General features: G+C 34.7%; 10 protein-coding genes. 7 read left to right on the forward strand and 3 right to left on the reverse strand.

The window, feature by feature from the left end:
- Nucleotides 1-6: 6 nt before the first annotated feature.
- The 7 genes from B0A67_RS12170 (at nt 7) to B0A67_RS12200 (ending at nt 14,911) form a co-directional block, all read left to right on the forward strand.
- On the forward strand, nt 7-1,527 hold the full coding sequence (locus tag B0A67_RS12170) for a SusD/RagB family nutrient-binding outer membrane lipoprotein (protein WP_072965127.1): 1,521 nt from the start codon (nt 7-9) through the stop codon (nt 1,525-1,527).
- A gap of 89 nt (nt 1,528-1,616) precedes the next feature.
- Nucleotides 1,617-2,642 (forward strand): glycosyl hydrolase family 18 protein, encoded by a 1,026-nt coding sequence (locus B0A67_RS12175; RefSeq protein ID WP_072965126.1) that lies wholly within the window; start codon nt 1,617-1,619, stop codon nt 2,640-2,642.
- Between the two features lie 363 nt (nt 2,643-3,005).
- Nucleotides 3,006-6,071, forward strand: coding sequence for a SusC/RagA family TonB-linked outer membrane protein (locus B0A67_RS12180; RefSeq protein ID WP_072965125.1), 3,066 nt, complete (start codon nt 3,006-3,008; stop codon nt 6,069-6,071).
- Between the two features lie 11 nt (nt 6,072-6,082).
- Nucleotides 6,083-7,660: a SusD/RagB family nutrient-binding outer membrane lipoprotein gene (locus tag B0A67_RS12185; RefSeq protein ID WP_072965124.1), complete on the forward strand. Its 1,578-nt coding sequence runs from the start codon at nt 6,083-6,085 to the stop codon at nt 7,658-7,660.
- Between the two features lie 118 nt (nt 7,661-7,778).
- Nucleotides 7,779-9,716 carry a glucosamine-6-phosphate deaminase gene (gene nagB / locus B0A67_RS12190; RefSeq protein WP_089069537.1) on the forward strand — a complete coding sequence of 646 codons (1,938 nt, stop codon included), beginning with the start codon at nt 7,779-7,781 and terminating at the stop codon, nt 9,714-9,716.
- Nucleotides 9,717-9,875: 159 nt separating this feature from the next.
- Nucleotides 9,876-11,942 (forward strand): beta-N-acetylhexosaminidase, encoded by a 2,067-nt coding sequence (locus tag B0A67_RS12195; RefSeq protein WP_072964950.1) that lies wholly within the window; start codon nt 9,876-9,878, stop codon nt 11,940-11,942.
- Nucleotides 11,943-12,439: 497 nt separating this feature from the next.
- Nucleotides 12,440-14,911 (forward strand): glycosyl hydrolase family 18 protein, encoded by a 2,472-nt coding sequence (locus B0A67_RS12200; protein ID WP_072964949.1) that lies wholly within the window; start codon nt 12,440-12,442, stop codon nt 14,909-14,911.
- Between the two features lie 177 nt (nt 14,912-15,088).
- Here the strand turns inward: B0A67_RS12200 and B0A67_RS12205 are convergent, their stop codons facing one another.
- From B0A67_RS12205 to B0A67_RS12215, 3 genes are all read right to left on the reverse strand, one after another.
- Nucleotides 15,089-15,286: a hypothetical protein gene (locus B0A67_RS12205; RefSeq protein ID WP_072964948.1), complete on the reverse strand. Its 198-nt coding sequence runs from the start codon at nt 15,284-15,286 to the stop codon at nt 15,089-15,091.
- 205 nt (nt 15,287-15,491) lie between these two features.
- The gene (locus tag B0A67_RS12210) at nt 15,492-16,880 is read right to left on the reverse strand and encodes a radical SAM protein (RefSeq protein ID WP_072964947.1); all 1,389 of its coding nucleotides are present in this window, start codon (nt 16,878-16,880) and stop codon (nt 15,492-15,494) included.
- 30 nt (nt 16,881-16,910) lie between these two features.
- Entirely contained in the window at nt 16,911-17,651 is a 741-nt protein-coding gene (locus B0A67_RS12215) for a prolipoprotein diacylglyceryl transferase (RefSeq protein WP_072964946.1), read from the reverse strand.
- Nucleotides 17,652-17,727 lie beyond the last annotated feature (76 nt).

Genomic DNA, 17,727 nt, shown 5'->3' on the forward strand with positions numbered 1-17,727 from the left:
TAAATTATGAAAATCAAATATATAATAGCCATACTTGCAGTATTTACCGTAGTGGGCTGTACAGAAAACTTTGACGAACTGGAAAAAGATCCTGTGGCATTATCTGCAAATCCGGCAGGTCAGCTTACGTTTACCCAATTGTGTATGTCTGGAGACGGATACTACCAGCACAGAACTAATTTAATATATGCCGGAGGTTTTGTGCAGCATTACTCTGGTTCCTGGGGAGTAACAAACTACGGTGGTAAATTTAATAATTCAGAGGAATATGCAGTAGCTTTATGGAGAAACGTATATGCCCATGAAATGAAAAGTGTTGTTGATATTCTTGATGTAACCGGTAAAGATCCTTTGGCTGTAAATATGAATGCTGTTGCTAAAATTATGAGAGTGATGATCGCACAGCGTTTGACAGATATTTATGGAGATGTACCTTATTCAGAAGCAGGTTTGGCTTTTTCTAAAGGAATTGTTACTCCAAAATATGATAAGCAGGAAGACATTTATGCTTCATTTTTTAAAGAATTAGATGAAGCTTTTAATCAGTTAAATACTGGAAAAGACCTGATAAAAGGAGATTTATTTTATCAAGGAGATGTTTCAAAATGGAAAAAATTAGCCAACACGATGCGTTTGCGTGCGGCAATGAGAATTTCTGAAGTAAATCCTGCCGAAGCAGAAAAACAAGCGAAAGCGGCATTGCAAAATGGAGTTTTTGAAAGTAATGATGACAATTGTATTATGCATCATTTAGATTTTCCTTTTAGTGATGATCCTGCCAGGCTTGATTACAGAGGAAACGGATTGTCTTATGGCTTTATAGGAAATGATCAGGGAGATCACTTTAGTTCACTACTAATAGACTATCTAAAAAATAACGGAGATCCAAGATTGACTATGATCGCTACTCCTAAAACAAGCAGTAGTGTGGTTCCCTGGGCGCCTATACAGCCGGGCGAAACATTATATGAAGGGGTTAAACCCGGAGTGTTTAGATGGGAGCTTCCCGGAGGATCAAATTCAGCCTCTGGTATACAGCCTTATTTAAAATTAAGAACAACTCCGTTTTTGCATGTAAGTTATTCAGAAACAGAATTGTTATTGGCAGAAGCTGCTTTTAGAGGATGGGTTTCAGGTTCTGCTGCAGATTACTACAAAAAAGGTGTTGAGGCAGGAATTAAGCAATTAGAGATTTATGGTGCGGCTCCAGCAAGTCAGGTAAGTATCGACGCTTATGTAAATGCGAAGCCTTTATTGCCGGGGACAGAAAAAGAGCAAATTGGAACACAAATTTGGATTACTTACCTATTTAATAGTATTGAAGGATATTCTAATTGGAGAAGAACGGGCTATCCTCATTTAATACCAATAACCAATTCAGATTCAGGAACGGGTGGTGTTGTGCCAACACGTTTGTACTATCCAAGTGATGAATTGCAAAAAAATGAAAAAAATTACCAGGAAGCCGTAGCAAGATTAGGAGGGAAAAATGATTGGCTAGGTAAAGTTTGGTGGGATGTAAACTAAAAAGAAATCTCAAAATATAAAGTTATGCTTGATAAGGTGTTATTTTCATTCTAATTAAAATTAAAAACAACAAGTTTAAATTAAAAATTATGATAAAAAATAAAGCCTTATTAGGCATCCTTTTTTTTCTAAGTTCTCTTTTTTCAGCCTACAGCTGTTCGACGGAAAAAAAATCTGATCCTGAAAACTCAAAAACGAAAACAGCCAGAGTTGTAGGGTATTTATCGTCGGATAATTTCAATAAAATGAATTCCATACAGTTTTGCAAATTGACACATCTGAATGTCGCATTTGCCAATCCTGATAAAAACGGAAATTTAATTTTTAACGGAGATCTGGACACACTTATTCAATATGCCAAATCAGTTAACCCCAATATTATAATAAGTATCTCTTTGGCCGGAGGCGTTATATCAGAAGAACAAGCCTCTAATTGGTCTTTTTTAATAGATAAGCCGGAAAACAGGCCAGGTTTAATTCAGAACATAATAAACTTTGTAGAGTTGCATCATCTGGACGGAGTAGATGTAGATCTTGAATGGAATGCTGTGACTTCAGGATATAGCGGTTTTATTATTGAATTAAAAAAGAGTATTACAGAACATAAAAAAATATTGACGGCAGCTTTGCCAAATAATACACGTTTCGAAAATATAAATTCGGCAGCATTAAATGCGTTTGATTTTATTAATGTAATGGCTTACGACAGTACAGGACCTTGGGCTCCTAATAAACCGGGTCAGCATAGTTCTTTTGAATTTGCAAAAGAAGGAATTGATTTTTGGCACAAACTGCAGAGCGTTCCCGCTGATAAAATTACACTTGGCGTACCATTTTACGGTTATAATTTTACTTATCCTGATGCGACCAGTGCTACTTATGGCGAAATTATCAAAGCCGCAGCACAGCTTGCCGATCAGGATGAATTGGGTAAAATATATTATAACGGAAGACCCACAATTACCCAAAAAGTAGTATTAGCTTCTCAGAATGCAGGAGGTATCATGATTTGGGAAATAGCGCAGGATTCTTTCGATGAATATTCTTTATTAAATGTTATTCATGAAAAATTTACCAGCCTGAAGATCAAGACCACAAATTTGTGTGGGAATTAAAATTTCTAAAAAAAACGCTTTAGTCAATAATAAAATATTTTGTTAAAGTAGTAAGGTTTAGATGATATTTATTTACAGATAGTGAAATAAATGAGCTCTTTTAATTTGGAATTTTACGTAAACAGCACAATATTAGGTTTTTATTGTTAATGATGATTTTTTAGTAAATAAGACAATTCTATGAATAAAATATTGATAAATGTCATAAAAACAATTGATATATGAATTTGAAAACGTTTTCGTGAAACGTATTATTGATTGTTTTATGTCGTTGGTTTAAAATTTACAGTCGTTTGTATAAATTATTTTTTTTAACAATCCCTTAAGAATAAATTTACACCATAACTAACAAAATAAATAAACATGAAAAAAATTTTCTTAATCTTTATGATTGTTTTTACGGCGCAAGTTTCCCTTGCACAAGTAAAAAATGTCAAAGGTGTGATTACAGATTCTGATGGGATGCCGTTGCCAGGGGCATCTGTTGCAGTACAAGGAGGTCAAAAAGGTGCTACTACCGATTTTGATGGTTTGTACACAATTGAAGCACAAAAAGGACAGACTTTAGTTTTTACTTATGTAGGTCTTGAAACACAAAGAATAGTTGTAGGTGATGCTGCTACAGTTAATATTAAAATGATTACTGCAGCATCTAATGCATTAAATGAAGTTGTTGTAACTTCATTAGGTCTTAAGAAAACCAGAAAATCTTTGACTTATTCTGCTCAGGAACTTAAAGGAGAAGAATTAACTCGTGTAAAAGATGCCAACGTTATCAATACAATTGCTGGTAAAATTGCCGGTGTTGCCGTAACAAAAAGTTCTGGTGGTACTGGAGGATCTACTAAGGTACTTATCCGTGGTAACTCTTCTATTATGAACAGCCAGCCACTTTACGTTATTGATGGTATTCCTTTGTATAATGGTACTTCAAATCAGCAGGGTAATTATAATGCGTCAAACGATTCATTTGGTAGTACTGCCGGAGGTAACCGTGATGGAGGAGATGTTGTTTCTTTGATTAATCCAGACGACTACGAAGGAATGACAGTTCTTAAAGGAGCAGCAGCTTCTGTATTATACGGATCTCAGGGAGCAAATGGAGTTATCTTATTGTCTTCTAAAAAGACGAAAGAAAACACATCTAATTTAGCTGTGTCTTCTGTTACTACTTTTGAATCTGTTCATTCATTACCGGAATTTCAGTATGAATATGGAACAGCAAATGCACAAAAATCTTGGGGAGGAAAAGTATCATCAAATGATTTTGTAAAAGACTTCTTTAATACAGGAGTTACACAAATTACTTCTGCTGCCTTTACAACTGGAACAGATGTTTCTTCAACAAGTTTATCTTACGCTAACACATCTGCTTCAGGAGTTATTGAAGGGAACGGCTTAAAGAAAAACAACTTTGGAATCCGCCAAACAGGTAAATTTTTCAACAATAAATTAACTGTTTCTGCTGATGCAAAATATACAAGCCAAACTATTGATAACAGACCTGTAAACGGACTTTACTCAAACCCATTAACGGGAGTTTATTTGTTCCAAAGAGGAAATGACTTTAATTATTATAAAGATAATTTCGAAACATTTATTCCTTCTAGAAACCTATACGGTCAAAACTTTTACAGTGCACCAAATGCTGATATTTATGTTCAGAATCCTTATTGGTTAATCAATAGAAACAAATCTGTTGATAAAGATAATTTCTTCAACGGAAATTTAGCTTTAGAATACAAAGCAAACAATTGGTTAAGCATTGCTGCAAGATATAGCTACAATAGAGTTGAAAACGATTATGATAAAAAGATTTATGCTACAACCAATACTTCTTTATCTAATATAAACGGTAGATATATAAACGTTGGAACATTAAGCACACAGCGTTACGGAGATTTGATTGCTAAAATTAATACTAACTTCAACGAAGACTTTAGCTTTAATGCTATCGTAGGAGCAAGTATCAATAACACATTAGCAAATCAATCGACTACTTTAGATTCTGGTATTGTTGGCGGACTTGTTAACGCTAACTTGTTTACATTAGGAAATTTTGGAGAAGCATCAGGACTAGATAATCTAAGTCTTCAGGCTACAGGTTCTTCCAGAGAAGTTCAGTCGATCTTTGGTTCTGCAACTTTTGGTTATAAAAACATGTTATATTTAGACGTTACAGGACGTAACGACTGGTCTTCTACTTTAGTAAATACAGATACAGGGTCATATTTTTATCCATCTGTAGGGGTTACAGCTCTTTTAAGCGAAATGACTACTATGCCAGACTGGATTAACTTCGGAAAAGTGAGAGGAACATATGCTCAAGTGGGTAATGACGTTTCTGCTTTCGTAACTTCACCGAAATCAACTGTTCAGGGAGGTAACCTTATTCCTCCTACGGTAGGACCAAGACCAGGTGATGGATTAAAACCAGAACTAAAATCAGAATTTGAATTTGGTACTGAGTGGAGAATGTTTAATAACAGATTAGGTTTTGAAATTTCATATTACAATTCAGAAACTAAAAATCAATACATTCAGATTCCTGCACCTGCAACAAATCCTTACGGTTATACGAATTACGGAATTAATGCAGGAAGTATCGAAAACAAAGGTTTTGAGGTTGTTCTTACCGGAAAAATCATTGCCGGAGATAAATTTTCATGGGATACAACAATCAACTATTCTCAAAACAGAAATAAAGTTAAAGAAATTCCTGAGGAATTGGGAGGTACAATTCCATTGACTCCTGTAAACAATATCAATTACAGATATGTTTTAACTGAAGGAAAACCATTTGGAGTTATTGAAGGAAAACATATTGTTAAAAACGATCAGGGAGAAATTGTTTTAGATGATAAAGGAAATGTAGCGTTAGAAGCTGGATTGCGCGAAGTAGGTAATGCAAATCCTGATTTTATGTTAGGATGGTCAAACACATTTAAATTTGGAGCTTTTACAGCGAACTTCTTAATAGACGGACGTTTTGGTGGTGATGTAATGAGTATTACAGAATCTATGAATGATTTTTATGGAGTATCAAAAAGAAGTGGAGATGCAAGAAATGCAGGTGGTGTTGCTGTAAATGCAGTGAAACCTGATGGTACAAAAGTAACGTCTATGCCTGCTGAGCAATATTATACTACAGTTGCCGGGGTTAATGGTGCTACAGCTGAATATGTATATGATGCTACAAATGTAAGTTTAAGAGAGGTTTCACTTGGTTATACTTTCAATAAAAAAGTACTTCCATTTGTTAATACAGCAACTTTATCATTAATCGCAAGAAATTTATTCTTTATTTATAAAGATGCACCTTTTGATCCAAACATTGCTTTAAGTACAGGTCAAGGTTTACAAGGAGTTGATATTTATGGTTTACCATCAACTAGAAGTATTGGTCTTAATTTAAATGTAACTTTCTAATTTAAAATATCATGAAAACAAATAATATAAAAAAATCATTAATCTGTTTTGGTCTTTTAGCCTTAGTTGGTTGTACAGATAATTTTGATCAGGTTAATAGTAATCCTGATGGTTTTACTTATGAGGAAACAACACAGGACTTTAACCATATTAATGGTCCTTTTAAAACCATGTTCGATAACGTAATGGTAAATGTTCCGGGTTGGAAATACCAGGTAGCGAATGACTTATCTGCAAATAACTGGGGAGGATACACCGCTGCTCCGGGTTTTGATGGAGCTAATAACCTTTCGTATGCAATTTCTGATAACTGGAATATTTGGTGCTGGGAAGCTGCTTATGCACAAGTTATGGCAAATTTCTATAAAGTAGAAAGAGAATCTAAAGGTAAATATGATGAGTTTTATGCTCTTGCCTTAATTATTAAAGTCCAGACTTTACATAAAATGGCAGATGCCTGGGGACCAATAGTGTACTCAAAGTTTGGTACTACCGATGCAACAATTGCATACGATTCTCAGGAAGAAGTTTACGGATTTATGTTTAAAGACTTAGACTTTGCCGTAGAAGAATTAACAAAAAGAATCGACGCCGGAGAAAAAAGTTCTTTTACAAATATAGATCGTTCAACATATAAAGGAAGTTATGCAAGATGGGTTATTTATGCTAATTCATTGCGTTTAAGATTAGCGATGCGTATTGTAAAAGTGAGTCCTGCACTAGCTAAAGCAGAAGCTGAAAAAGCGATGAGTCAAAAATTTGGCGTAATGAAATTTGCTTCAGATAGTTTTATCGTTACCAAAAATGTATCGCAACATCCTCTTAATGTAGCGTCTGGGGAATATAATGACAGCCGTATGTCTGCAGATATGGAGTCTATCATGGGAGGTTACGACGATCCTAGAATGAAAGTTTATTTTAAAGAATCTATGCAATTTCCTGGACAATACAAAGGAATACGTACTGGAGGAATTATGGGAGATAAAACGTTACATCAGGAATTTTCAAATTTTGGTAAAATAATAAATGAAGACAAACAAGTAGTTTGGCTGAATGCTGCTGAAATTTATTTCTTAAGAGCTGAAGGAGCTTTAAGAGGCTGGAATATGGGCGGTGATGCTGCAACATTGTATAAAGCAGGTATCAATGCATCTTTCGATCAGCTTTCTACTGGTGGTGCTGCTGATTATATTGCAAATAATGTAAAAATGGCTAAAGATTATATAGATCCGGTTGCTTCGTTTAACAATGGTGTAGCTGTAAACAAAGTTACAGTTGCCTGGGATGAAACAGCAAGCAATGAAGTAAAATTGCAAAAAATCATTACTCAAAAATGGATCGCGAACTTTCCTGACGGTTACGAAGCTTGGTCTGATCACCGTAGAACAGGTTACCCTAAATTATTGCCAATTCTTAACAATCAAAGTGCTGGTTTAATTAGTACTGAATTAGGTGTAAGAAGAATGCCTTTTGTTTCTACTGAAAAAGACGGAAACCCTGGAGGGGTAGCAACAGGTCTTGCAAAACTTGGAGGACCTGATACAGGCGGAACTAGAACCTGGTGGGACGTTGATGCTCCAAATTTCTAAAAAGAAAATATCAAAGAACTATAAGAATTTAAGTTTGGTTAGTAAGTGGTATAAGCAATGCGAGTTGCTTATACCATTTCAAAAACCAAAATTGTAAATACAAAAAAAGAAAAAAGAAATGAAAAGTGCTTTAGAAATAAAACCTGATATCAGCTATAAAAGTGCGGGAAAATTTGAAGAAACCAGATTTGAAAAAATCCACAACGAAATCTTCAGAAATTCTACAGAAGCTTCTGTAATTGTGGCGCAGGAAATTGCGCAATTAATCAGATCTAAACAAGAAAAAGGAAAATCTTGCGTATTAGGTTTAGCAACAGGTTCTTCTCCTATAAAAGTTTACGAGGAATTAGTGAGAATGCACAAAGAAGAAGGTCTTAGTTTTAGCAATGTCATCACTTTTAATCTGGATGAATATTATCCAATGACCAAAGAGAACCATCAGAGCTATCATTATTTCATGCACCAGCATCTTTTTAATCATATTGACATCAAACCTGAAAATGTTAATATTCCTGATGGAACGGTACATATTGATGAACTGAATCAGTATTGTATCGATTACGAAATGAATATTAAAAATGCAGGAGGACTTGATTTTCAATTATTAGGAATTGGGCGTACCGGTCACGTAGGTTTCAACGAACCCGGATCACACATCAATTCAGGAACCAGAATTATTACACTGGATCACATCACAAGAGTAGACGCTTCATCAGATTTTAATGGTATCGACAACGTTCCTAAAAGAGCGATTACCATGGGGGTTTCTACCATTATGAGATCAAAGAGAATTGTTTTAATGGCCTGGGGACAAAACAAAGCCGATATTATCAAAAGAACCATTCAGGGCGATATCAGTTCAGAAGTTCCGGCTACATTTTTACAAAATCATGCTAATGCAACTTTTGTATTAGATCAATCAGCAGCCTCTGAATTAGCACGTTTCAAAACGCCTTGGTTAGTAGGAGAATGCATTTGGAATCAGGAATTAAAAAGCAAAGCGATTGTTTGGTTGTGCCAAAAAACAAAACAATCGATATTAAAATTAACCGACAGGGATTACAACAACAACGGAATGTCTGATCTTTTGGCGCAGGAAGGTTCTGCTTATGACCTGAACATTAATATGTTCAACGTCTTGCAGCATACCATCACAGGATGGCCGGGTGGAAAACCCAATACCGATGATTCTCATCGTCCGGAAAGAGCCAATCCTGCAAAAAAACGAGTAATTCTTTTTAGTCCACATCCGGATGATGATGTGATTTCTATGGGAGGAACTTTTTCAAAATTGATAAAACAAGGTCACGATGTACACGTAGTATATCAAACCTCCGGAAATATAGCTGTTACAGATGACGAAGCATTGAAATTTGCTGAGGTAGCCAAGGATTTTATTGGCGAAGCCGGCAGCGGCATCAACTTCAAATCAGTAATTGAATTTTTAAACCAGAAATCAGAAAACGAGATTGATTCTCTTGAAGTTCGAAAATTAAAAGGATTAATTCGAAGAAGAGAATCTTATGCCGCCACAAGATACATTGGTTTAAAAGATGAGAACACCCACTTTTTAGATCTTCCATTTTATGAAACCGGACAGGTAAAAAAGAATCCGTTAGGAGCTGAAGATATCGCTATTGTCAAAGATATTATCGCCAAAATCAAACCACATCAGGTTTTTGCTGCAGGAGATTTGGCAGATCCACACGGAACGCATGAAGTTTGCCTGAACGCGATTTTTGCCGCCATGAAACAATTAAAACCAGAGAAATACATGGATGATTGTTGGTTATGGCTGTACAGAGGTGCATGGCACGAATGGGATATTCACGAAATCGATATGGCCGTTCCGCTTTCTCCATCTGAGGTATTATTGAAACGTCATGCGATTTTGTACCATCAGTCCCAAAAAGACAGGGTAATGTTCCAAGGTAATGACTCAAGAGAATTCTGGGTAAGAGCTGAAGACCGTAACAAAAATACTGCGATTTTATACGATGATTTAGGATTGGCAGAATACGAAGCAATCGAAGCCTTTAAACGTTTTGATTACTAAAATTAAAATATAAGATTCGGGTGAGAGCGAATCACATTGCAAAATTCAGATTGATTTCGTTATGAGAGTGAGGAATCAATAGAAGTCATTCTGAGTTTTGTTTCTTTTATCTATTTAATACTGTTATCTCAGGATAACATCTTTTCAAAAACAGTAAAAATGAAATATTTATTAGTCCTACTATTAGCAGGTGTAACGTCTACTGCTCAGATCAAAAAAGAGCAGCTAAATCTTATGCCGTGGCCTCAGAGCGTTGTTGTAAACGACGGAAATTTTGCTTTAAACAAAACTTTTAAAGTAAACATTACCGGAAATCCAAATCCTCGAATTTTTGATGGAGTAACTCGTTTTTTACGTCGCTTAGATGGTAGAACCGGTATTTTTTTTGAGCAGGGTTTTATTCAAAAATTAAATGAAGTTCCGAATGCGACACTTCAGATCAACTGTACTAAAGCCGGGAAAATTGGTTTATATGAAGACGAAAGTTATCATTTAGATATTAAACAAAATCAGATTACAATAAATGCAACCAGCGATTTAGGGGCACTTCACGCACTTGAAACATTATTGCAAATGTTACAAAACACAAATAATTCATTTTATTTTCCAAATTCAAAAGTATCAGATTTTCCAAGATTTACCTGGAGAGGTTTGATGATTGATGTGTCAAGACATTTTCAGCCAGTAGATGTAATTAAAAGAAATATTGATGCGCTGGCAGCGATGAAAATGAACGTTTTTCACTGGCATTTAGTAGATGATCAGGGATGGAGAATCGAAATGAAAAAACATCGAAAACTAATTGATGTAGCTTCAGACGGAATGTATTATACACAAGAGGAAATTAAAAATATCGTAAAATATGCTGATGAGCGCGGTATTTTAGTAGTTCCTGAAATAGATGTTCCGGGTCATGGATCTGCGATACTTACAGCTTATCCTGAAATAGGAAGTAAAGTAACCAAACTGACAGGCGGAACTTCTGAAAAAAATATTGAAGGTACAGCAATTGCTACCTATGGAATTGAAAGAAATGCTGGTATTTTTTCGCCAACATTAGATCCTTCAAATCCTAAAACATATCAATTATTAAGTGAAATTTTTGATGAGGTTTGTCCATTATTCCCAGGCGCTTATTTTCATATCGGGGGAGACGAAAACGAAGGTAAAGACTGGGATTCAAACCCTAAGATTCAGGAATTCATGAAGAAAAATAAGCTGGCAACCAATCATGAATTGCAGACTTATTTTACAATGCAGCTAGTGCCAATGCTGAAAAAACATGGTAAACAATTAATGGGATGGGAAGAAATTTTGACCAAAAACATGTCAAAAGATGCTATCATTCACTCTTGGAGAGGTCCAAACGAAGGAGTTGTTGCAGGACAGTCATTAGTTGATGCAGTAAAAAAAGGATATAAAACAGTTTTATCAAACGGATATTATATTGATCTGATGTATCCAATTGCAAGTCATTATCTGAATGACCCTATGCCAAAAGGAGCCAATTTAACAGCTGAAGAAAAAGCAAGAATATTAGGTGGCGAAGCGACTATGTGGACAGAACTTGTGACACCATTGACTATAGATTCGAGGCTTTGGCCAAGAACAGCTGCAATTGCTGAAAGACTTTGGTCTGCTGAAGATATTACAGATGTAGCCAATATGCGCAAACGTCTTGAAGTGATTTCATTCAGATTAGAAGAATTAGGCATTACACATCTTCGTAATAAGGCGGTTATATTAAGAAACATTTCAAACAATCAAAATATCGATTTCTTAGAAGAATTTTCAAATGTGTGCGAACCGTTAAAAGGATATACACGTAATAAAGGCGGAACAGAATATCAGATGTATTCTCCATTTACTCTTTTTGCAGATGCCTGTACGCCGGATGCCAAAGATGCTTTAGCTTTTGATGATGCAGTAACACAATATTTAGCGAATAAATCACCGGAAAACAAAGCAAAAGTTACCGTATTTTTTAATAAATGGATTGCTGTAAACAAAGGTTTAGTAGCGTTAGGTGCCAATGCACCTTTAGTACAGCCACTTTTGCCATTGTCTAAAAAACTAAATGATGCATCGCAGGAATTGCTGTTAGTTTTAGATAATAAATCAACATTAAAAGCAGAAGATTTAAAGAACTTAATAGAACAATGTAATACAAAAGACCACGCAGATGTTGAATTATCAGTTTATGCAAGTCTTAAAAAATTAATTTAATGAATTTGGTTTGAGTTAGTATTTAGTAAGTGTTGTTACCCTGATTAGCCCTGATTAGTAATTTATTTATCTCTGCCGGAAAATTTCCGGTAGAGGTAAATATGGTAACACCATTTGTATTAAACACCTTAAATCAAAAAAAATAAAATATAGAACCTAAAAGAATTATTAACATTTAAAACCAGATAAAAAGAATAAAACCAAAAACATGACAAGCATATTATTTAAATTGATGAACCCCAAATTTATCATTTACAGTTAACCTGGTTTTTTTTGAAAAATTAAATAAATATCAATCAGTACTATTTACTAATGTTATGGATTTTCAGTAATAGTAGTATTTATTTTTAGAAGTAATATGAATTAATTTCCATTGAGTTGCGATATTTTCTATTTGCAATTTGTTGAAAGCCCGTTACGGTATTTACATGCTTTGTTCGTATGTAAGGTGTCGTAATTGGAATATTTATTTTCTATTAACCAATATTAATTTAATTATGAAACATTATTACAGATTGCTTTTTTTGTTATTGTTTTCCTTACTCGTGTTAGTACAGCCGGCTCACGGCAAAAATGGAGTAGGGTATGATGCGCAATGGTCTACTAATGGCCGGGATTTTAATATCCCCAGCATAGACGCAAGTAAATTGACGCATTTTTATTCTTTATATGATAAAACATTTGATGCTGCTTTGACGAACAAAACATTTGATTTTAAGCAAAGTTTAGTCAGTACAAACTTAATTAGTGGTACTGTAAAAAGCGGTTCAACTCCGGTTGCAGGGGCAAAAGTAGAATTGATTTTACCCTGGACGGATAATGCCCACGGGTGGAAAAGTGTTATTGCAACAACAGATGCTCAGGGAAATTTCAGTTATGATAATTCAGTTGTAGCAGGTTACACTACTATTTCAAGTTTAAAATTAAATGGCTGGCAGAATAATGATGTTGTTTATTCTCCTGGTAATCTTGCGAATTTTGCAGTGCCAACAACACCGCAGGTTTACAATTTCAATTCAAATTCTGTTGCACCGCAAGTAACGATTGCAAGTCCATCTTTGTCGACTATAACTAGTGCTCCGGGAACAGCTATTCAGCTTAAAGCCAATGCAAGCTTAACTTTTGCAGATCCTACAGTGAGCATTTCTTCGGTTGTGTTTAATATCAACGGACAAAATATTACGGCGACGCTTTCTGCAGGAACAGAATATGTGGCAAACTGGACACCGGTTGCAGCAGATTTTAATAAAAATTATACGTTGAAAGCAACTGTAACAGCTTCAAATGGAGTAACTGCTGAAAATACAAAAGCATTCTATTTACAATGTTCAGGAGCAACTTGCCCTAATTCATTGCCGGTAATTGCATGGGTGACACCAGCGGCAACATCAATTAATCAGCCAACAGGATTTCAGGCCGTTCCGGTGAGTGTAAATATTACCGATTCAGACGGAACTATTTCGACAGTTTCAATTAGTATCGATGGAATTTCTTTTGCAATGACAAAAGGAACAGGAAATGCTTACAACTACACTTTTACACCCAATGCGTATAAAACATATGCAATTGTAGTAACGGCAACAGATAATGCCGGCGGAGTAAAAACTTTCAGTCAATCGTTAGCGATTACTAATTCAACATCGACATTCAATCCATTGCCGGCAAAAGTAATTGTTGGTTATGCGCACGGATGGGATAATGCAAGTGCGCCATTTTTGTATTTCAATCAAATGGGAGATAAAAAATTCAATGTAGTAGTTTACTCCTTCATCGAAACTCAAAACAGAGACGGTTATACGCCAATTTTAGTAGTAAACGAACCAAAATATATGACAAACGGCGTTTTTAATCCGCAGTTACTAAAGAACGATATCAAATTCCTGAGAGATAAAGGAATTCCGGTTATTGTTTCTATCGGAGGACAAAATGGTCACGTAGAATTGCAAACCGTAGCGCAGAAAAATACTTTTGTAAACGGATTAAAAGCCATTGTAGATCAATATAATTTTGATGGAGTAGATATTGACTTCGAAGGCGGATCAATGAATTTTGGAGCAGGAGCCTTAAAAGATTTCTCTTATTCAGCGATTTCGGCTTATCCAAAATTAAAAAATATTGTAGATGCTTTCAAAGAATTAAAAGCAAGTTACGGAAGCGGATTTATCTTAACATCAGCACCGGAAACCTTCTATGTACAAGTAGGTTATTCAGTGTATTCTGATGGTGCAGGTTCATTTCTGCCTGTAATCCATAATTTACGTAACGAGTTAGATCTTTTAATGGTACAATTGTACAACACAGGATCCATAAGTGCTTTAGATAATGTGGCATATTCACAAGCTACACCGGACTTTTTGGTATCCATGTCAGATATGTTGATGAAAGGATTCAACGTAGCTTCAACAGGATTTTATTTCCCGCCATTACCAGCTTCTAAGATTGTAATTGCAATTCCGGCTTGTTCGGGTGCAGCTCCTGCAGGAGGTTATTTAACACCTGAAAAAGGAATTCAGGCTTTTAATTATTTGAGATATGGGACAACTTTTGCAGGGAGAACCTACACGCTAAAAGGCGGTCCATATCCTGACATGCGTGGCGTTATGACATGGTCAATCAATTGGGATGCGGCTTGCGGAACAGGATATCAATTTTCTAATGCGTATGCTGCTTATTTTAATTCACAGTCAGCAGCGAAAAAACTGGACTTAAATACAATCGAAGCCAATGAAGGAACCGTAGCTTATTTCAAAAATGATGCATTATCAGTTACAAATGAAACAGGAGATATCGCTCAGGTAGATGTATTCAATACGATAGGACAGCCATTAGTAAGTCATAAAAATATTCAGCACAATAAAGAAGTACTGCTTCAAAATCAAAGTTTCTCGACGAAACAAATTTTTATAGTCATAGTAACAGACAAGGCGGGAAACAAAAAGTCATTGAAAGTAATGAACTTTTTAAACTAGTAGCAATAGAAAATTTAGAAATGAAAAATGGGAATGGTTAAAATTGAGTTTGGTTATTTATTTTTTAATCTAATTTTTATTTCGATTAAATGCTTCGAATTCAGGTGATTTGTTATTTGGTTTTCACCCGGAAGAGAGTATTATGGACCTGGCAACTGTATTGCCAGGTTTTTTTTATTAATGCATACCACTTAATGAAAAATTGGCAGCACATGTTCCAAAGCCAATTATAAAGGCTATTACAGAATATAAAATGATTTTTAATGAAAGCTTTTTATCATCTGATATAAATATTAAACGTACAATTCCAATTAAAAAAGCAATCACGCTTATCAAAGCCGTTAAGCCTCCAATTAAAACTAAAAACTCTCCCATGTTTTTTTTATCAAAATTAAAAATTGCTCAAGATTACTACGCAAGTTCCAAAACCTATCACAGCAATAATTATTGGAATTAACAATAGTCTTAAGTAAAGCTTTTTGTTTTCTTTGGCGAAAATTAAACCACCAAGACCAATAAAAAACATTGCAACAAGAATAAATCCTAAAAACATTAAACCCTCCATATTTTAAAAGTTGTATTAAACATTTAATTTTTCTCTTATCTTTTCAATTTTATTATCCCGGTAAAATAAATTCATAGTTTCAAACGGAATAATCTTCATTTTATCGCTTACAATGTGAACACATGATTTTTTGACTGCCCTAACATCAAAATCATGGGCATCCATAAAATTCATTATTAAAATACGGAATAAATTATTGTAATTCAATGTGTCTGATTGAACTCTGGGTAAACAGCACATAAGTTCACTAAATTCACCTTCGGCACAATCAACAGATATTCCGGTACTAAATAAATTCAGCATATGTGTTTTAAGTTTTTCGTCGTGTTCAAAAACTATGGTATTTTTTGAGTTATTCAGCAAATCTTCCGGATTAATTAAGTGCGTCATAGGAAATACTTCTCCGTCAATTTTTAGTGCATAAGCCATGCATAAAGCATCTGGATTGCAAGGAACCGGAATTAAATCTTGTGGAGTAAAAACGGGATATTGTTCATAAATTTTTCTACGCACTTCTGTCAATGTTATTCTTCCTGAAACGTCATCGTAATTGTCATTTCGTCCGGCAACTTGTGTAGGCTGAAAAGTAACACCACGCACACATTTTTGCTGTAATGCGTACTCAATTATCTGACCAATTTCATCATCATTTTCTCCTTTTTGAAGCGTGATTACCAGTGTGGTCGAAATATTAAATTGATTCAAATGTTCGATCGCTTTTTTGCGGACTTCTGTTAAATCCTCGCCTCGTAATTTTTCTAAAACTTCAGGTTTAAAACTATCAAATTGAAGATAAATTTCGAAATCAGGCATATAAGTCGCCAGTTTTTCTACAAAATTGATGTCTTTTGCAATACGAATACCATTTGTATTTAGCATTAAATGTTTGATAGGTTTGCTTTTGGCAATGTCTAAAATTTTAAAAAATTCCGGATGCACAGTTGGTTCTCCTCCCGAAATCTGAACCACATCCGGTTCTCCTTCGTTTGCCACAACAGTATCAAACATTTTTTCGATTTCTTCTAAAGTTCGATGTCTTCCATAATTAGGAGCCGAACTTGCGTAACAAGTAGGGCAGGCGAGATTGCATCGATCTGTAACTTCTACAATCGTTAAACAAGAATGTTGTTCATGGTCTGTACATAATCCACAATCATAAGGACATCCGTAATGTACTTTTGTGTTGAATTTTAACGGCATTTCAGACTGCTTGTTGTAATTACGCAACTGCTTATAATAGTTGACATCATCAGCAATCATAGATTTCATTTCGCCGTGTGTTTTGCAATGTTTCAGCATCCAGACTTTGTCATCCTGAAATACAATTTTTGTATCTACAAGAGCCAGACAATGGTGGCACAAACTTTTGGTATAGTCGTAAAATATATAATCGCGCGTTTTCATCAAATTAATTTTATATGGTAAAGTAAAATTTTAATTGTTTTTAAAGGCAAATATTCTGCAAAGAAACTTCCAGTAATATCCAAAAATAAATATAGAACTCCATTGAATACTGCTTAGATTAAGAAATAAAGGTTCATAAGGTTTTATGAATTCGACCAAAAATCGAAAGAGGAAATATAAAACCATAAAAAGCTTAAATCGATCACCATTAATCAGGTTTTTAGTTTTTATCTTTTCAAAAAAAATAAAAAGCAAAATCATAAATACCATTTCGTATAAAGCAATCGGATGTCTTTTTAATCCGTCGCCTAAATTCATTCCAGTAAAAAATGTCGTTTCGTTACCAAAGGTAGGTTCAGCAATTCCCATTGAAAAACAACCAATTCGGCCAATAAATAATGCCACGATAATTGGGATTACATATAAATCTCCCGAAGCAATTTTTACACCAATGCATTTTTTAATTAATTCAACACCCAATAATCCTCCTAAAAAACCTCCGGCAACCGTTTTATTTTGATATAAACTTAAAAAAGTCTGATGAGCAATTTGCGAGGGATTTTCGAGTAAAGCAATTACTCTTGATCCTATTAAAGCACCAATCATGGCACCAATCATAATGATCAGTCGATTCGTATCCGATATGGGATCCTGAATTCTTTTTTTTAGAAAATAATAGACTCTGATACCAACAAAAAAAGCCAAAGTTTCAAATATAAAATGCCAGTAAAATGTTTTTTCAAAGATTTCAAATTGAAAGGGGAATGTCATTTTNNAATATAGTCAAATCTAATTAAAAAAGTTTAAGATTAATTTTTTACTTTTGAAACCCAATTGTATCTTATAA

The organism is Flavobacterium aquidurense (assembly GCF_002217195.1).
In the GTDB taxonomy this organism is placed as follows: domain Bacteria; phylum Bacteroidota; class Bacteroidia; order Flavobacteriales; family Flavobacteriaceae; genus Flavobacterium; species Flavobacterium frigidimaris.